Origin of the sequence: Vibrio hannami, assembly GCF_029589055.1 — a bacterium.
GTDB lineage: Bacteria > Pseudomonadota > Gammaproteobacteria > Enterobacterales > Vibrionaceae > Vibrio > Vibrio hannami.
On the sequence record NZ_JARQZP010000003.1, the window covers coordinates 782,795 to 800,276 of the forward strand.

At 42.0% G+C, this 17,482-nt stretch carries 17 protein-coding genes; 4 read left to right on the plus strand and 13 right to left on the minus strand.

The window, feature by feature from the left end; translation table 11 throughout:
- Window positions 1-98: 98 nt before the first annotated feature.
- Both P7F88_RS05275 and P7F88_RS05280 read right to left on the minus strand, forming a co-directional pair.
- Window positions 99-404 carry a hypothetical protein gene (locus tag P7F88_RS05275; protein ID WP_277822547.1) on the minus strand — a complete coding sequence of 102 codons (306 nt, stop codon included), beginning with the start codon at window positions 402-404 and terminating at the stop codon, window positions 99-101.
- 139 nt (window positions 405-543) lie between these two features.
- Window positions 544-1,464, minus strand: a complete 921-nt coding sequence (locus P7F88_RS05280) for an SMP-30/gluconolactonase/LRE family protein (RefSeq protein ID WP_277822549.1) — start codon at window positions 1,462-1,464, stop codon at window positions 544-546.
- A 68-nt stretch (window positions 1,465-1,532) separates the two neighbouring features.
- On the opposite strand from P7F88_RS05280, the gene P7F88_RS05285 reads away from it, so the two are divergent.
- Window positions 1,533-2,462, plus strand: a complete 930-nt coding sequence (locus tag P7F88_RS05285; protein ID WP_277822551.1) for a LysR family transcriptional regulator — start codon at window positions 1,533-1,535, stop codon at window positions 2,460-2,462.
- 37 nt (window positions 2,463-2,499) lie between these two features.
- On the opposite strand, the gene P7F88_RS05290 is transcribed toward P7F88_RS05285, so the two are convergent.
- Window positions 2,500-2,892: a hypothetical protein gene (locus P7F88_RS05290; RefSeq protein ID WP_277822553.1), complete on the minus strand. Its 393-nt coding sequence runs from the start codon at window positions 2,890-2,892 to the stop codon at window positions 2,500-2,502.
- A gap of 194 nt (window positions 2,893-3,086) precedes the next feature.
- On the opposite strand from P7F88_RS05290, the gene P7F88_RS05295 reads away from it, so the two are divergent.
- Window positions 3,087-4,037, plus strand: coding sequence for an NAD(P)H-dependent oxidoreductase (locus tag P7F88_RS05295; protein ID WP_277822555.1), 951 nt, complete (start codon window positions 3,087-3,089; stop codon window positions 4,035-4,037).
- Between the two features lie 175 nt (window positions 4,038-4,212).
- Here the strand turns inward: P7F88_RS05295 and P7F88_RS25770 are convergent, their stop codons facing one another.
- From P7F88_RS25770 to P7F88_RS05310, 4 genes are all read right to left on the minus strand, one after another.
- A complete protein-coding gene (locus tag P7F88_RS25770) occupies window positions 4,213-4,413 on the minus strand; it encodes an SDR family oxidoreductase (RefSeq protein WP_422127805.1) in 201 nt (66 codons plus the stop codon).
- 6 nt (window positions 4,414-4,419) lie between these two features.
- The gene (locus P7F88_RS05300) at window positions 4,420-4,857 is read right to left on the minus strand and encodes an ankyrin repeat domain-containing protein (protein WP_277822557.1); all 438 of its coding nucleotides are present in this window, start codon (window positions 4,855-4,857) and stop codon (window positions 4,420-4,422) included.
- Window positions 4,858-4,871: 14 nt separating this feature from the next.
- Window positions 4,872-5,066: a hypothetical protein gene (locus tag P7F88_RS05305; protein ID WP_277822559.1), complete on the minus strand. Its 195-nt coding sequence runs from the start codon at window positions 5,064-5,066 to the stop codon at window positions 4,872-4,874.
- 131 nt (window positions 5,067-5,197) lie between these two features.
- Window positions 5,198-6,154, minus strand: coding sequence for an ankyrin repeat domain-containing protein (locus tag P7F88_RS05310; protein WP_277822560.1), 957 nt, complete (start codon window positions 6,152-6,154; stop codon window positions 5,198-5,200).
- A gap of 110 nt (window positions 6,155-6,264) precedes the next feature.
- On the opposite strand from P7F88_RS05310, the gene P7F88_RS05315 reads away from it, so the two are divergent.
- Window positions 6,265-7,170: a LysR family transcriptional regulator gene (locus P7F88_RS05315; protein ID WP_277822562.1), complete on the plus strand. Its 906-nt coding sequence runs from the start codon at window positions 6,265-6,267 to the stop codon at window positions 7,168-7,170.
- 418 nt (window positions 7,171-7,588) lie between these two features.
- On the opposite strand, the gene P7F88_RS05320 is transcribed toward P7F88_RS05315, so the two are convergent.
- Entirely contained in the window at window positions 7,589-8,257 is a 669-nt protein-coding gene (locus tag P7F88_RS05320) for an NAD(P)H-dependent oxidoreductase (RefSeq protein ID WP_277822564.1), read from the minus strand.
- Between the two features lie 91 nt (window positions 8,258-8,348).
- On the opposite strand from P7F88_RS05320, the gene P7F88_RS05325 reads away from it, so the two are divergent.
- The gene (locus P7F88_RS05325) at window positions 8,349-9,242 is read left to right on the plus strand and encodes a LysR family transcriptional regulator (protein ID WP_277822566.1); all 894 of its coding nucleotides are present in this window, start codon (window positions 8,349-8,351) and stop codon (window positions 9,240-9,242) included.
- Window positions 9,243-9,406: 164 nt separating this feature from the next.
- Here the strand turns inward: P7F88_RS05325 and P7F88_RS05330 are convergent, their stop codons facing one another.
- From P7F88_RS05330 to P7F88_RS05350, 5 genes are all read right to left on the minus strand, one after another.
- Window positions 9,407-11,347 carry an NAD(P)/FAD-dependent oxidoreductase gene (locus tag P7F88_RS05330; RefSeq protein ID WP_277822568.1) on the minus strand — a complete coding sequence of 647 codons (1,941 nt, stop codon included), beginning with the start codon at window positions 11,345-11,347 and terminating at the stop codon, window positions 9,407-9,409.
- Between the two features lie 14 nt (window positions 11,348-11,361).
- The gene (locus tag P7F88_RS05335; protein WP_277822570.1) at window positions 11,362-13,305 is read right to left on the minus strand and encodes an NAD(P)/FAD-dependent oxidoreductase; all 1,944 of its coding nucleotides are present in this window, start codon (window positions 13,303-13,305) and stop codon (window positions 11,362-11,364) included.
- A 191-nt stretch (window positions 13,306-13,496) separates the two neighbouring features.
- Window positions 13,497-15,365, minus strand: coding sequence for a sigma-54-dependent Fis family transcriptional regulator (locus tag P7F88_RS05340; protein ID WP_277822572.1), 1,869 nt, complete (start codon window positions 15,363-15,365; stop codon window positions 13,497-13,499).
- Window positions 15,365-16,282, minus strand: a complete 918-nt coding sequence (locus P7F88_RS05345; protein ID WP_277822574.1) for a sensor domain-containing diguanylate cyclase — start codon at window positions 16,280-16,282, stop codon at window positions 15,365-15,367. Before P7F88_RS05345 ends, P7F88_RS05340 begins: the two co-directional genes overlap by 1 nt.
- Window positions 16,283-16,434: 152 nt before the next feature.
- A complete protein-coding gene (locus P7F88_RS05350; protein ID WP_277822576.1) occupies window positions 16,435-17,265 on the minus strand; it encodes an ABC transporter substrate-binding protein in 831 nt (276 codons plus the stop codon).
- Window positions 17,266-17,482 lie beyond the last annotated feature (217 nt).

Genomic DNA, 17,482 nt, shown 5'->3' on the forward strand with positions numbered 1-17,482 from the left:
ACATTCTTTGATCTATTGGTATTAACAATGTCGCTGAACGGCATTTCATTTCTGAAACGCATAAGCACTAGTTTTCTTGCGCCTTCAAATGAGAGCAGTCAAAAACACAACATATTTCGAATTGATTCGTATGTAATTTCAATATCTTCGTTAGAACCTCTTAAAATAATTTCAAGCGGTGATCTTCCTTTAAAGTAAGATTGGTTGCTAGGATTAGACATAAATCTACGTATAGATTTTTCGTCTTCAAAAAGTAACTTTAAGCACTCATGAATTGAACAAATGTTTCTTTGATTTTGCTCTATATGATTGCCTTTATCATACTCAAGAACTGCATTTAACTGTGCTGTACTTGCACCCCACATCAACAAAATTTGTTCTACTTTTTTCTCGCTTAGTTGCATAATTAAACCCTTTCTCGGTATATCCTAAAGAATATAAAACCATCTCAACAAAAAATGGGCTTTAGGACTGGTGGTTCTAGTCCCTTCATAAGGCTTATTTATCCCACAAGTTAATTTAAACGCGTTTAAGTTAATAGATTCATAACTTCACTTTGTGTAAACCAGCATTATCCCTGCCACCAAACATCAAACCACCATCATTAGTGATATAAAAGGTCCCCGTTTCTTTTCTACTCATCTGGATAGCGGTATTACCATCAATACCATGCTCAAATACTGTAGATTTCTCTTTGTCAGCAGTCAGTTTTATGATCTCGTGATGATGAGTGGTAATAAACCAGGTACCGTCACCATCGATGATAAAATCATCCGCCTGAATACCGGATTCCACGATTTCGGTAGAAACGGCTTTCTGGTCCTGCAGGCTTATTTTACCTAGTATCCGTTTGGCTGAGTTAGTGAAGTAGAGCGCTCCCTTATATAGTTGGATACCATTGATGCCGGGTAAGCCTGGGCGCTCTGCCTCCGGCTGGAAAATTGCGTCATCTAACCAAATCGACAGCTCGGTAGTACTCATATCAAACTGGTAGATTTTTCCATTCAAAGCATCAGCAATCAGGTACTTTTTGTTACCAAGATAGGCCATACCATTTAAGAAAGCCGGTGACTTGATACCCAGTAGTCTGGTCAGTTCCCCAGTTTTATTAACTTTGTACAAGGCCATACTCTTGAGAAAGCTTTTACCTTCTAGTATGGACCTTTCGTGTACCGATAGCAGACCTTCCCCATCCTCATCAAAACGGATTGAAACGGGATGACCGTCTACTTTAGACCATAGTGTTGCCTGACCATCTTCATGATATTTATAAAGTGACATTCCAGTGTAATCAGTCGCAACCAGCTCTTCCTTGTTTTGAAACGTCAGGTTCTCAAAAAAGTGACCTGCAGGTAATGAAATGACAGACTCAATCATTGTTTCAGCAGACTGGGCTTTGGCTTCTGACACATTTGTGAATACCAAAACGGATAGTGCTAATGTGGTTAATGTGTGCTTAAACATAAAAATCTCTCGCTCTCTGTTGTGTTGCAGAGAATAATAAGCTAAGTTTTATTAACCATCTATAAACCATGAATAACACTAGTGTTAACCTAAAGTTTATGAAGTCACTTCCAAGCCAGCTTCCCATTTTTATTGAGGTTGCTAAAGAGCAAAGCTTTTCTGCTGCGGCAAGAAATCTTGGGATATCCACTCCCGCCGTGAGCAAAGCCATCAACAAACTGGAAGACCAGTGGAAACTTAAATTGTTCCATCGCTCTTCACACTCGTTAAGCCTGACCTCTGTAGGACAAACGTTATTCACTGATCTGCAGCCTGCTGTAGAAGGGATATTTTCCGCTATTGCTTCCAGTCAGGAAGTGAACAACGAGCTTTCAGGTATTGTTAAGATCAACCTGCCCGGAACCTCTCTTGGTGTCGATGTCATATTGCCCCATTTAATGGCATTTTCTGAGCTAAACCCTAACGTCGAATTTGATCTTCATTTTAGTGATGCGAGTGTGGATTTAGTGGCAAACGGCTTCGATCTTGGTATTGGTACCTATATCAACCAGGACTCCCGGTTAATCGCCCGTCGCCTCTTTTCCAGCAAAATTGGTCTGTATGCCTCAGCTCAGTATGCGGAGAAAAACGGATTACCAACAACGCCAGTCGATCTGACGCGCCACCAATGTCTGCCTATTCGCTCAATAGAGCGAGGGAAAATACGCAGTGTTAACCTCTATGATGACGACCAGGAGCTTATATTCACTCCACAGGGTAAGGTAACAGTAGATAGTTTTATTGCCGCCAAAGGCATGCTATGTGCTCACTGGGGAATCGTTGGCTTAGGCGAATGGATGATAAGAAGTGAGTTGGAAGCTGAAAGCGTAGTCCCGGTTCTGCAGAAATACTGGGGGCCTTCTATCCCCGTATATCTATACTTCTCTTCTCGAGACTATATCCCGCAAAGTGTCAGAGCATTGATAGACTATTTATCCGATATAGATTTTTCTAACTAATAACAAAACATAGCAAATGTATACTGGTTTGCGCTTCTTACACGTTAAAACCACATTCCTGTAGCCAGCACAACGCTTCCCTTTCCGCTTCAAACTGTTTTCGGCAAAGTTTGGGGTTTTCAGCTATGACCATTTTATCAAGTTGAAACTTCAGGATTTCTTTGCCAAATACCTGAGCAACGTGAACACCACCATGAGCAACACCCCAATCCACTAACTCCTCAATAACCGGCTCTATTTCCGGAGTTCCCATCTCCCATCTATCCAGATAGACAACATGAGCCCACTTATCGGGCAGGTCACTATCCACCAGCCTTTTAAACTCCTTAACATAATGAATTGCGGTTTCTTCATTCCACGCTCCGCTTAATCGGGCGTACAGAATATCCTTGGTTACCCATATTTCGAACTCGCCGTGCTCTTTAAACATCTCTCTATCTTGACTCCCTCGCTCTTCATATCTCTAGTATATGAAGTAAAAACATCACACATAGATTAAAAAAACATACCTGTTTTCATTAACCAATGGTTAAAGTCAACTTAACTTATCAGAATCTACCAAGGTCATCCACGCCAGGTACTATAAGGAGAACTAACAAACGAAATTAACTCAGGTAATAAGTTATGAAAAAAGCCACAATTATCCTGGCGCATCCGAATATGGATGCCTCATTAGCCAATAAATCCATTGTCGACGTAGTAAAAGAAAAAGCAGCAGATGTAGAAATCAGAGACATCTATTCTCTGTATCCGGACTTTAAGATCGATGTAGAAAGTGAGCAGGCTGCACTAGAGCAGTCGGATGTCATTGTTTTTCAGTTCCCGTGGTTCTGGTACAGCGCACCATCACTGCTTAAAGAGTACATTGATGCCGTATTCGCTTTCAATTGGGCATATGGTCCGCTAGGTGACAAACTGGAAGGAAAGCAGTTCATTATTTCAACTACCGTTGGTGCCGCTGAGGAATTCTACCAACCTGGTGGAGGCAACAATTTCTATATGTCGCAGCTACTCTACCCGTTTGAGCAGACCGCACTAAAAACCCGTATGCGCTGGCAAAAACCTGTCCTGGCCTATGGTTCAGTTTATATTCCTGATATCTACCAGAGTAAGAAGATCGTCAAAAAACGTGCTCAGGGATATGGTGAAGAGCTGGTGGAACGTATTCAGTCTCTTACTCAGTTCTCAGAAGAGAAGCATATCAAAGAGTTTTTCATCAACGAATGGTTACCAGCATTTGATGAGCTGGAAGAAAATGGTTACTTTACGGCGCACTGCATTGCTGATACAGCTCTGAAAATAAACGATAAAGCTTATACCGGACATGAAGGCTTTATTGAGTGGATGAACAGCTTCCGTGAACAATACCAGCCAAACTTAACGCATAACGTTGTGGAATTTAGCGTAACAAAAGCCGGCGCGAAAAATGAATTCCTGGTCAATATGCATGTTGAAATTGATGGGCAAACTACCTCCGGAACTAACAAGGCTATCAGCGCACAAGTAAACTGCAAAGTAGCAATAGCGCCAAACAACACAGTACTGTTACTGACTGTGGACATCCAAACACAGTAATAAAAAATGGGTCCTCCGATGGACCCATTTTCTCCTGAAACGTTCAAAAGTGATGTTGTAAACTAACGTATTTCATATGCATAGTTAGCAATTACTCAAAAAAGCAAAAAAACAGTTTGTTACCACACAAACTAGCGGCGTAATCACTCAGTTGTATATGTTAAAGGTTCATAGATTAGTAGTTATGAACCGCAGTCAAACCACCGTCAATGAGAATGTCCTGACCATTTACATAGCTAGCCTCATTTGATGCCAGAAAGTAAACCATGTCTGCAATCTCGCTTGATTTACCAAAGCGCTGCTGTAGTACCTGTACCTTTCTTGCTTTGGATTCTTCTTCGCTGAGAATCCCTTCGTTAAATTGCTCAGTATTAATATTGGACTAAAGAGACTCCAAATAAGCTATGATTTCTTGTTTGTTTTCTGCTCTGGCTTTACCCAATGGTGTATTTCCATCCTGACCTTTAATTGTGAGATCACCACCATTTGCTACCAATATTTTTAGCGCCGGCAGGTTGTTTGCCCAGACCGCATCATGTAATGGTGTATAGCCATTACTTGGGCCCACAGCGTTGACGTCAAATCCAGCATCAATCAGATGCTGTACAATTTTCACATTCTTTTGGAACATTGCAGCATGTAGGGCAGTACCACCATATGAATCCCGTGCGTCGGGGTCAGGATTTAATCTCAGTAATTCAATGACTTTTGCTTCATTGCCATGATATGCCGCTAAGTGAATCGTATCGATGCCCACAGCCTGATATGAAACAGTCAGAGCGGTTATCAAAATTACTGTTACCGCAACAAGTTTTTTCATTGTAAACCTCGTTACTAAAAAATGTTTGCTTCAAGTTCTGTCAATTTATGCTGCTCACAGATACGTATCACTCGTAGCTCCTGGTGAACCATACCGTCGTAACTTTGGTTGTCTTTGAATTTAGCTTTCCAGTTAATGTTATAGAAACGTTCCAACCATTTTGTTGGTCGCGAGTTGCCTTCATAGCGACGGTGCTGTGTGCATTTCAAGCAATGTTATTCGTTACGCTTTTCATAATGTGCTACAGCATCATAGGTGTTGCATAAAGTGTTGAGGCTCTCATCTACCTGAACATTTTATGACTAAGATTAGCACGCAAGTAACATAGCCGTTATGTCTGCTAATCACCGGATGAAGTCTCTAGTAATTTGATAATTGATTGATAGTGATATTCTTTTGCAAGATCTAGAGGTGTTTTACCATCGTAGCCTCGTAGATCGGTTCTTGCTCCAGCGGCTATGAGTTTTTCTACTGCCAATTTGTGACCATGCCAAACTGCGTCATGCAGCGGTGTATAACCATTGTTTGGCCCTTGCGCATTCAGTGCTTCGCAAAAGCCTGAATATTCAGATAAGATCTCTATAATTTGGGCATGCCCGTTATAAGCGGCTTTGTGTAATGGAATCGCTTTCATGTAATGATCAGGGATAGTCTGATCGCCACCTAGTTTCATTAGTGTGTCTAATGTCATGTTAAGCCCATCACGTGCAGCCACCATCACAGCCGTATGCTCGTCATTACCCGAACAAGTTACATCAGATGGCTGATTAATCGATTCAAAAACGGCCATAGAAGCAATTTGGGATGCTTTTTCTTTATCATTTAATGCTTCATCTGCTGTGATTGAAAATGCTCTTAACATGCCTTGCTTCGCTTCTAGTCTCTTTCGGTATTCAGCAAAATAGCCGTTTATCTCTTCGACTTGCTCTTGAGCGTATACATCGTCTTCAGAAGCACCGAAATCTACCAACTGCTCTGCTTTTAAGCCAAAGGTAGAGACAATCTCTGTGTTGATATCTTGTTGCTTTAGTAGCTCCCGAACCATCTCAGGTTTACGATGCCATACAGCAATCATTAGCGGCGTTGCACCATGTTTTGGTGTTTGTAGGTTCACAAAAGCTCCACCTTCAATAAGGCGCAGCAACCATCGTGTTGAGCTTTGTTGCGCAGCAATATGCAATGGTGAGTTGCCCATAACAGGATCAAGCTGGTTACAATCTGCATTACCTGCGATTGCCTTATCAAATTCTTTATAATCGTTTTCGATAATCAGTGTATGTAAGCGGGGTAACATCATTGTCAAATTACTCTTCGTTTGTTTTGTACTCTAAAGATGGCAGTAGTATTGACCAAAACACCAATAACTTGTAGTGTGAATTAAATTACTTCTAAGATAACCATTAGTTAATGAAATCATTCCCTTCACAGTTGCCTGTATTTATTCAAGTCGCTAAATTTGGTAGTTTCGCTAAAACTGCAAGAGAGTTAGGTATTTCTGCACCGGCGGTAAGCAAAGCCATTGCCAAGTTAGAGCAAGAGTGGCAAACCAAGCTGTTTTTCAGATCGTCGCATTCACTTAGCCTCACCCCTGTTGGTGAGAAGCTATACAAGAAACTAACGCCTTCAGTGGAGTCCATCCAAGGTCAGATTGAACAACTAACGGACGATAGCCAAAAGGTATCTGGCCGAATAAAAGTTAATCTTCCCGCCAGCTCTATCGGGCAAGATATTGTTTTGCCGCATATTGTAAATTTCATGAGTCTCTACCCAGAAGTAGATTGTGACTTAAGCTTTGATGACAGGACGGTGGGCTTGATAGAGAACGGTTTTGATTTAGGTATTGGCGCATCAATAAACGAAGACTCTCGCTTGGTTGGCCGCCCTTTATTTTCCACGTCAGTTGGACTCTATGCCTCTTCCGGTTACCTCGCTCGACATGGAGAGCCTCAAACAATTGCAGAGCTAAGCCAGCATATTTGCCTACCTGTGCGCTCTCTTACTACAGGTCGTACGCATAAATGGCGTTTAAACGACAAAGGCAACACATTGATGTATGAGCCAGAAGGCTCGCTTACTGTAAATAATTTTGGAGCCGCCAAGGAGGCAACATTGCTTGGAGCTGGTATCTCTTGCTTAGGGGATTGGATGTTTAAACAGGAATTAAGAGAAAAGCGTGTAATACCCGTTTTAGAACAATGTTGCGGGGAGCGTATCCCAATCTGGCTGTATTACTCTTCTCGGGAGTATTTACCAGCGAGGGTGAAGTTATTAATTTCCTATCTGATAGAACATATAAACGATCAAACAATATAATTTCTTGATCATCATAGCTTTGTACCCAGCTTTCTCAAACGTGGCGAGACTGAGTCCACCTGAGACATTCACCTTATATAGCGCGATGCCACTACTAAAATTGTCACAGTCCCTGATTGAAAGGTAATGAACTATCTATAATCCATTACCTTTTTTATCGAAACGAATAGAAACAGGATGTCCTTTCACCTTTGACAATAATTAGACTCACCATTTTCATTGTACTTGTATAACGACATACCCGTATAATCCGTCGCGATAAATTCATTGCCAATCAGGTATATCAAGTTTTCTGAAAATGGCCGGGCGAAAACGCAATTAATGATTCGACCATAGGTTCCACAGCTTTTGCATAACCAGCTGAACTTACAGCGGCTAGTAGGAGTGCCATTTTTGATAAATAGCGAAGTTTCATACGTTAGTACTCACCAATTTCAATAACTTTTTCTTTTTCAATATTTTCTAGTCGTTTCGCGTATCGTTTAAGCTCCTCTATCCGCGCTTCTTCACCGATACGTGCTGGGCTATAAACAACATGCGGTTCTAATACATCAAAGCCAGGGAACTGCAGCATGCCTCGTTGAATAGGCTTCAACACACCTTTTAAGTCACCATTTAGACCCTCTGGTTGAAACATCTCTTCAGAGGCTCCACAAGTAAGGGAAAGCAATGCTTTCTTTCCTTTAAATGCTCCTTGGTAATATCCTCGTCCACCACCGTAGACGCGTTTCATCGCAAACACACGATCCACCCAGCCTTTGAGGGTGGCAGGCAAGCTAAACCACCAAAGAGGGAACTGCCAGATCATAAGATCACACCACTCTACCTTTTGCAGCTCAGCTTCAACCTCACTCGAAAACGTATTGTTTTCAGTTGCGTAGATCTCTTCTATTTGCTGCTTAAAATAATCAGGATCATTCGTTGAGTCGAAATTGTGACGACCTGATACCGGGTTGAAGTTCATTTCATGCAAATTTGAAACTCTGACCTCATGGCCACCTTCTTCAAGCGTTTCCTGTGCTTGGCGCAACATTGCGCCGTTAAAACTTTTTGGCTCTGGGTGCCAGTAGACTATAAGAATTTTCATAAACCCTCCAAGTTGTATTGGTGTGAATACTAATTTAGAATTCATTTACCAACAACGCACCCAAAGTAAACCTAGATTTAACTAAAAGTATATGAATAAAATTCCATCCCAGATTCCGGTTTTCTTCGAAGTCAGCAAAGAGCTGAGTTTTTCATCAGCGGCAAGAAATTTAGGTGTAACGACAGCGGCTGTAAGCAAAGCTATTACAAAGCTTGAAGAGGAATGGGGGCTCAAACTGTTTCAACGCTCTTCCCATTCCCTGAGTCTCACGCATGCGGGACAAGAGCTTTTGCATAACCTCCAGCCGACGGTAAATGATTTGTTTTCGGTGATAACCGCTGCTCAAAGAAACAATCAGGAGTTATTGGGTCAAGTAAAAATCAATCTTCCAAGTACCTCATTGGGAGTTGATACTATTCTCCCACACCTGAAAAAGTTTTCGGATGAACACCCCGGAATAAAACTAGACTTAAGGTTTAACGATAATTTGGTTGATTTGGTTTCAAATGGCTTTGATTTGGGAATTGGAACTTATGTCAATCAAGACTCGCGACTGATAGCGAAAAAGCTCATGTTAAGCCGATTAGGGTTGTTTGCATCTAAAGAGTTCATCGCTAAGCATGGTCAGCCTCACCATCCTACAGATTTAAGTGGATACCCATGCATACCTATTCGTTCAACCTCCAGCGGAAAAGTGAGGACTATCTTCCTATATGATGGTGAGACAGAGATATCTTTCACTCCTACAGGACCGTTGGTAGTCGATAGTTTCTTAGCAGCAAGAGCACTGATGATGTCCGGAGGTGGTATTGCAGCCATTACAGAATGGGCTATAAGAGAAGAGCTATTAAGTGGTGATGTAGTACCAGTATTAGAGCCGTTTTGGGGGCCGAAAATTCCGGTCTACTTATACTTTTCTTCACGGGAGTACATGCCTCACACAACCCGAACCTTGATTAATTACTTAGCCTCCATAACGCTGTAAAATCAGTCAACGTAAGGAACTTCTTCAGCAGTTCTAGCAAGTAGCTTAATGTTTCATTGTTTAAGATAACTTTAGTTAAAAAATTACACTGGGCAGTCCAGGCTCTCACTCTGTACTGCCCAGACTCCTCTAGACAAATCTCATCTATTTATGGACGCTGCCATTCAATTACTCGTTTGTAAGAGTTGAGCGCTTTTGACAAAGTTATGTCCCTCATGTACCGCACTCAGAATATTTCTCGGCTTGTTGCAATCGCCAACCGACGCATAAGGTATTCCCAGATCGTTACATATGTTGTTCAGGCTGTTCTGTGAACGATAACCGGTGGCAAATACCACGGTATCAGCCTGAAGAATATGCGTTCCATCCTGATTCTGGACATGCAGCTTACCATCACTCACCTTTACTACCGTGGTCTTCAACCAGATATTCACATCAAGGTCTATCAGGCTATTACTCAGAATAGCCTTGGCAGAAGGACTCATATCAACAGCAATGTCATCTTGCATCTCTATAATATGTACTTCACTAGCTGAGTCTCGCTGTCTGATATACTCGGCAGTCTCACATCCCACTAATCCTCCACCAATAATCACAGTGCTGCCGGAAACTGATTTTTCCTGCATCAGGATATCATCGGCAGTGATGTAGTCTTTCAATCCCTCTATTTCAGGAATAAAGTTGGATGTACCGGAAGCAATAACAACAGCATCCGGCAGCTCTTGTTGCAAGTAAAGCTTATCTACCGACTGGTTAAGCACAAATTCAACATCAGATTTTTTACAGGCATTGACCAGGAAACTCAAAAACTCAGCTATCTCACCTTTATGCGGTGGACGAGATGCCAGCTCCATCTGACCACCCAGATAACCTCGCTGCTCAACCACTTTTACTACGTTACCATTTTCGGCCAGTGTACGTGCTGCTTCCAGCCCTGCAGGCCCTGCACCGACAACCACAATGTTTAACCCCTGCACGGGCTCAGCCTGCTCGTCAAACTCTATCTCCTTGCCTACCTTCAGGTTACCAATACAGCTAATAGACTGACCGGAATTAATGTTATCAACACAGCCCTGATTGCAGGCGATGCATGGTCTGATCAGATCGAACTGCCTGTTTCTAATCTTGAGGATAAACTCAGGATCGGCCAGCAGAGTTCGCCCGAGCGCGATACCGTCAGCATTCCCTTTATCAAGGATCTCCTCTATCATTGCCGGTTTTTTAATTCTGCCTACTACAATAACCGGCACGGCAGAGTTAATTGCTTCCTTGATAGCTCTGGCGTTATCCCGGTATAGGCCCTGGCCGACAATCGATGGCTGAATAATCCGATGAGCAGACTGGTACACACCTCCTGTCACGTGCAGGCAGTCAATGCCATATTCGACCGCAAGCCTGGCTATCTCTATTGCCTGTTCAAGTTTGATACCACCCTCAACAAATTCATCGCTGGGCAGACGCAGAGAAAGTGGCAAAGTGCAACCCACAGCACGAATTTCTGCAAGAATCTCTTTCAAAAAACGGGTGCGATTATTAATCGAACCACCGTATTGGTCTTGCCGCTTATTGCTATACTCGGACAAAAACTGATTCACCAGATATCCGTGTGCTCCATGGATCTCTACGGCATCATAACCTGCCTGCTCCGCTCTTAATGCAGCTTGAGCATAAGCAGTAACAATCACCCTGATCTCGTCGGTATCAAGTACCTTTGGCACTTCTTTGAAAATAGGGCAAGGTATTGCTGAGGCTGAAACAATCGCCTGTCCGGTGATCTGTGAGCTGGTTTGTCGGCCACTATGATGTAACTGTAAAGCGATTCGTCCACCGTGCTGATGCACGGCTTCCGTTAGTCTTTTATGGCTTTCTATCAACATATCACTATCGATTCCCAAACCACGGGTAAAACCTCTGCCCGCCTGCATAATATGAGCACCTTCAGTGATCACCAGGCCGACATCTCCTTTCACCCGAGCAAGTATGTACTCAATATAGCGATCTGTTACCGAGCCGTCTTCTTGCATAAAGTTGGTAAGCATTGGCGCCATGATAATACGGTTTTTTAGCTGCAGAGAGCCAATATTCATAGGTTCAAACATCTTCATCGATACCATCTCCCTTAGATCTCTTTGCCTATTTCATAACCGTCATGCACCGCATCATAAATCTTACGAGCTTTGGTCGCATCACCAATCAAGTAAACTTCATCAACCATGCTCTGGATATCAAAATAAAGCTCGTCATCAGGAATAAAGCCAGCTGCAAGTACTATACTGTCAGCGTTCAGCACTTTTTCCTCACCCGCGCTAACAACCACAATTCCTTCTCCAGCAACCTTGCTGACCATTGAATCGGTATGTACTTTTACATTGAGCGCTTCCAGCTCACCAATCATCTCAAAGCGATTAAATACCGATACGTCGGTGACGATATCATCACGAAGTTCGACAATTTCAACCTCTACACCCCGCTTCGCCAGGAAATATGCAGTTTCGCAGCCAACCAGCCCACCGCCGATCACGACAGTCTTGCCTGTTACTGTCACTTTTTCATTAAGAATATCTACACCATGGAATGCTTTCTCTATCCCTTCAATTTTGGGTACAAACGGCTTGGCTCCGGTCGCTAACACCACCGTATCTGGATTGTGCTGTTCTACATAAGCAGCATCGATATCGATACCTATCTTAATTTCGATATCCATTTTAGACATCGCATTCGCTTGCCAGTCTTTGAATTTGCCAACCAGATACTTGTAGTCCGGTGCAGCAGCTTCATTCAGGCGTCCACCCAACTTTTGAGCTTTATCAGCAATCGTTACTCTATGGCCTCTTTGTGCGGCGATACGTGCAGCTTCCATCCCAGCAGGACCGGCACCAATTACCAGAACATCCTTTTGAGCAATCGCTGGCATTACCGGCAGAGAGCGTTCCTGGCCTACCTTGGCGTTAACTGAACAGCCCATATATTTGCCTTTTAATACCCGATCAAAGCACTCCATGCAGCGAATACATGGTCGTATCTCTTCCACACGGCCCTGTCTTACCTTGTTCGGCCACTCCGGGTCGCTCAGAAGTGCCCGGGCCATACCAACGACATCGGTAAGTCCGGACTCAACTACTTCAGTCGTCAGATCCGGCTCACCAAACTTACCGTCAATGATGATCGGTGTCTTAATCTCTTTACGGAAAATCTTGGCATTATCAACTACGGTGCCATCAGGGTAGTGCGCGTTCGGTGAAAGAGAGCTGAATCCGTCATAGCAACCGTTGCGCATGTGGAAAGCATCAATATGATATTTAGATTCCATATATCTGGCGATCTGCAGGGTTTCATCCATCTTTCTCCCTCCTTCAAAACCATGGTCTAACGCAAGGCCAACAAAGATAGGGAAGTCATCACCCACGGCAGCTTTAGCTGCTGTAAAACATTCATCGAAAAAACGCATTCGGTTTTCAAAGCTTCCGCCGTACTCATCGGTACGCTGGTTCCAACAGGATGAAATAAATTGATCAATCAGATAAGCGTCGGCATGAAAGTAAAGGCCGTCGAAGCCTGCTTGTTTTACCTTACCAGCAGCTTTGCCAAAAGCAGCAATCAACCCTTTGATCTCATCTAACTCTAATGAGCGAGTCTTTAGATCCGGGTTATAAAACATGGATAGCTCAGAAGGAGCGGCTGGCCATTGTTCTTCTCGCGGATAATCCGCAAGACGCCCGGCACCGGCCGAAAGCTGGGCGATAATCTTGGTGCCGTAACGATGCACTACCTCAGTCAGCTCTGCAAACTCTTTGACCTTTTCTTCGCTATCCAGCACCGGAAAACAGGCATTAGTCGGATACGGGTCAATATTCTTCTCAGCTTTAATCTGCCCGGTAATGATCAGACCAACCCCACCTTTTGCACGTTCTTTAAAATAGTCAACATACCATTTGGAAAACGTTGCGTCCTGATGTGTTCCCTCAACGAAGCGAGGTTGCATCGGCGACATAGCTATTCGGTTTTTAAGCTTTAGTCTGCCAAGTTGTACGGATTCAAATAGTTTGGAATGAGCACCTTTCATCCTGTTGTCTCCACATATTTAAGATAATTAAACACTGCTGAGACTATAACCACACGACTTTTACAGGTAAATAAAGTGTAGTTAGATCAAAGAAATACGGACATGTCGGCATGTACATGTCTGAATATCGGACATGTAACCAAGTAGACTTTGTTGAACTATCACATTTTAGAGACAGAAACAATCACGCCCTACTTTTTAATGTCATACTTTTTCATTTTTTCGTATAGCGTGCTTCTGGCTATCCCTAGCTCAATAGCAGCCTGGCGAATATTGCCCTTTTTGCTCCTCAACATATCAACAATAAGAGACTTTTCTTTGGTATCGATATAGTTAAACCTTCTAGACTCGTTTACACTGCGGCTGTTACGAATATACTGAGGTAAATCGCCATACTTCAGGATGCTACCACCAGCATTGTTAACCATGGTCCTGAGTACATTCTCTATCTCTCTGACGTTACCTTTCCACTCATAATTAATCAAAGTATCACGCACATCAGGTGCCAGGTCGAGGTTACTTGCGGTGCTGGTAAGTTTACTGAGCAAATGGTTGATAATGCTGTCTATATCGTCTTGTCTCTCCCTCACCGGAGGAAGGTAGATACTGATTGCACTCAACCGATAATACAGATCGGAACGAAATAGTCCGTTGGACAGCTTTTCCTGGATTACGTCGCCAGAGGCGGCAATGATCCTTACGTCAACTTTACGTAGCTCGTTACTGCCCTGTCGTGAAACCACTTTATCCTCAACTACTCTCTGAACCACATTTTGCATCTCTAGCGACATATTACTGATATCATCGAGGAACAACGTACCGCCTTCAGCCAATTCGATCTTGCCTGGTTTACCATCTAAGTTGTTTTCTGCTGCGATGCCAAACAGCTCTTCGCTGATGGCATTTGAAGCCACACCACCACAATTGATAGCGATAAAAGGGCCATTACGTCTACCACTATGTGTATGTATAGCATGGGCGATAACTTCTTTTCCCGTCCCACTTTCACCAGTGATAAGCACATTATCCCGACAATCTGCCGCTCGCCGGGTAAGGTCTTTTATGTGTGCAGTATCGGCGCTTTTTCCGACAAAATCAGCAAGAGAGTAGTATGCTTTGGCTGATATAACTTTGTGCACCAACTGATTTACAGTCTGTGTTGTTCTAACCGAAATAATTGAACCCGCTTTTCGTCCACCGACATCAGATAACCTCTTGATGCAGAGGTACATGCTAATGAAACTGCTTTTTATCGGGATACTTAGCTCTACATTGCTGATGTCATAATCTTTGTAGATCAGATTATCCAGCTGTTTCAAGGTGGGTAAATCACTTAACCGCTTAGCCAGTAGTTGTTCTCTGCTTATCGCAAAAAAATCGCAGAAAGCTGAGTTACACTCATTAATTACACCGTAGGGATCTACTACTAACAAGCCTTCAGAGATTGTTTGAAAGATAGCATTTTTTTCATCGAGTAATCTTTGCTTTTCCTGATAAAGAACATCTATCTGAAGGGCACGACTGATGGCATCAGCAACGGCAATGCTCATACCTAAAGTATGAGCGTGAACTTCGGACTTATTCCCCGCAAGGGTTATTGTCCCTACCAGGTTTCCGTATTTATCCTTAATAGGTGCAGTTGAGCCTGCGAGAACTTGATAATGTTGACAAAAATGTTCTTCCGCCCATACCTGTATTGGTGCGTTGATAGCTATGCATGTACCAATACTGTTAGTTCCAATAACATCTTCACTGTATATCGTACCAGGTACCGGCTCTGCCAACTCACCAACTAAGACATCATCGCCAATGCAGTGTAAAACACATCCTAACGTGTCAGACAACATTACCCGAAATCCGGTGCCTTCAACAATCTGGTATAGCTTGTTGATATATGGCTTTGCAATCTGCAGCAGCTCTTGATTTACCTTAATTCTATCGTTTAACGCCTTCCGGGATAAAACAGGAGATATTGCGTTTAATGGATCGACATCATAATTTTTCGAGCGCTGCCAGGATAAAAGAATTTCATCTTGAGCTTGCAGATGATAATGACTCATTATGAACTCTTAGTAAGGGAGTATTCCGACGCCCTATTCCTTCCTCTTTCTTTTGAATTATACATAGCCATATCAGCCCTTCTAAGTACATCCAACACGTTTAAGTCTGTTCTACTAAACTCGGTCACACCTACGCTAATAGTTGTATATATATACTTATCATTTACTATAAAGGGGGTTTCTTTTACTTTTTTAAGCAACCTGTTAGCTAAAAGATGGGCTTGTTTAGAGTCTGTATCTTTTAGCATTATTGCAAACTCTTCACCGCCAAGCCTACCAAAAACGTCTTGTAAACGAAGCTCAGATAAACATACTTGGCAGATATGTTGAATAACTTTGTCTCCCATTAAGTGTCCGTGTTCATCATTTATTTTTTTGAAGTAGTCTATATCTAACATTAATATACTAAATTTGGATTTTTTCGAATATAACTTGCATTGTTCAAACTCAATAGAAAGCTGATTCATAAATGCTCTTCTATTATATATACTCGTCAATTCATCCATTGAGGCCAAGTTGAGCAATCTCTTATCGCCACATACCCTCCTAGTTATATTTCTTACTATCCAAATAAATATAACTTCTTTACTACCATCACGTCTAAGCGCTTTTACCCTACCCTCAAACCACTGCTTTTCGTTTATTTTATTATTAGTAGAATCTATAAAAAGTTCTTTGCAATCTATAAAATAGCTAAAAAACAAATATCCATCAGAATTAATAGAGCTACGCAAGCACTCTTTAAAAAACGTAGCAAGATGAGGGGAGTATATTTCACGTATATTTTTTCCGATAATTTTACTGACATCAAATTCAAATGGTACTTCCTCACCCTCATATGCATCAACTATGTCACCTAGAAGTGACACTATAAAAATGTGATCAGGAAGATTATTAACAATCACTTCAGTACGCATATTTACATCCACCAACTGTACAATTTAAATTTTATTTATTATTTATTATTTATTATTTATTATTTATTATTTATTATTAGCTATAAACATAAGACAAAATAAAAAATTAAAGACGTAATTAAAAATCTAGAGAATCAAATTTAAACCCTAATTCATTCAATAAACCTAACCTCATTTTTTATTTCATCAGGCAAATTTATATCCCATTTTTTAAGTTGACTTCGACTAAAAACATACTCACCTCGATTTAACATATACGGTCGAACTCGCTCCCCTTCAGTAAGGACTCGTTCAACCATCTCACCCGCCGCCTTACCTTGCTCGTAACCAGAAACTACATAACCGCCAATGTTTGCACTATTTCCAATAGAAAAGTCCCAAAAACCAAAAGGTGGAATAGGGGTATTTCTAGATGTCCATTGAATAATTTTTTCGGCATCAATGTGATTTCCGCTACCATCGGATAACGTATGATAAAGTGCAGCGATTAACACATCGTAGCCATGTTTTTTGGCACCAAGTACAAGCTCATGCCATTGATCAAGATTGTCGACTAGTTTTATATCAACATGGGTTTCTCCTAGCTTGATTTCATCATTTCCGTAAAAGATTTCCTCTTTAATTACTCTGCTGGTTTCTGAAGAATCCATAAGCAACAAAGCTTTATCTATAGGCATAATTTTGTTTAGCATCAATATCGAACGACGAAGTAAAGGCCTCTCTAAAACGCCGGATACATTCGTTGCTCTTGCCACACCATATTCTCTGGGGTTAGCATTTATACCCAAGTAAACAACCGGTGTTTTTATACCTACAAACCTCGGCCCCAAAAGCTTCAGAGCATTATCATCCGCAAGTACTACCAAGTCCGGAGATCGTTCTTTGTATAACTCCCAAGCCTTATCTGCGCGGTTCGAAAATTCGGTTTGTGGAAGTCGTTTCGTGTCCATCTCAAAGTACATAAGAACATGTTTCTCTCCCAAAGAATCTTCCAATCCCTTCTTGTAGCTTTTGTCCCAAGAATTATTAGAATTGTAACTTTGTACGACTAGAACAGTTTCAGCATCTCCGTGAAATGAAACAATCCAGAAAAAAAGGTTACAAACAAGAGAAAGAATGAAATACGTCTCATAACGTCACCAGCCTACACTCGTAAATTTCAATAGCGAATCAGTCATACAATTTAGCGTGAATGCTATT

Coding starts and splice junctions, on each gene's coding strand:
- P7F88_RS05275 (WP_277822547.1), bottom strand. CDS start 404: ATGCAACTAAGCGAGAAAAAAGTAGAACAAATTTTGTTGATGTGGGGT.
- P7F88_RS05280 (WP_277822549.1), bottom strand. CDS start 1,464: ATGTTTAAGCACACATTAACCACATTAGCACTATCCGTTTTGGTATTC.
- P7F88_RS05285 (WP_277822551.1), top strand. CDS start 1,533: ATGAATAACACTAGTGTTAACCTAAAGTTTATGAAGTCACTTCCAAGC.
- P7F88_RS05290 (WP_277822553.1), bottom strand. CDS start 2,892: ATGTTTAAAGAGCACGGCGAGTTCGAAATATGGGTAACCAAGGATATT.
- P7F88_RS05295 (WP_277822555.1), top strand. CDS start 3,087: ATGAAAAAAGCCACAATTATCCTGGCGCATCCGAATATGGATGCCTCA.
- P7F88_RS05300 (WP_277822557.1), bottom strand. CDS start 4,857: ATGAAAAAACTTGTTGCGGTAACAGTAATTTTGATAACCGCTCTGACT.
- P7F88_RS05310 (WP_277822560.1), bottom strand. CDS start 6,154: ATGATGTTACCCCGCTTACATACACTGATTATCGAAAACGATTATAAA.
- P7F88_RS05315 (WP_277822562.1), top strand. CDS start 6,265: ATGAAATCATTCCCTTCACAGTTGCCTGTATTTATTCAAGTCGCTAAA.
- P7F88_RS05320 (WP_277822564.1), bottom strand. CDS start 8,257: ATGAAAATTCTTATAGTCTACTGGCACCCAGAGCCAAAAAGTTTTAAC.
- P7F88_RS05325 (WP_277822566.1), top strand. CDS start 8,349: ATGAATAAAATTCCATCCCAGATTCCGGTTTTCTTCGAAGTCAGCAAA.
- P7F88_RS05330 (WP_277822568.1), bottom strand. CDS start 11,347: ATGAAGATGTTTGAACCTATGAATATTGGCTCTCTGCAGCTAAAAAAC.
- P7F88_RS05335 (WP_277822570.1), bottom strand. CDS start 13,305: ATGAAAGGTGCTCATTCCAAACTATTTGAATCCGTACAACTTGGCAGA.
- P7F88_RS05340 (WP_277822572.1), bottom strand. CDS start 15,365: ATGAGTCATTATCATCTGCAAGCTCAAGATGAAATTCTTTTATCCTGG.
- P7F88_RS05345 (WP_277822574.1), bottom strand. CDS start 16,282: ATGCGTACTGAAGTGATTGTTAATAATCTTCCTGATCACATTTTTATA.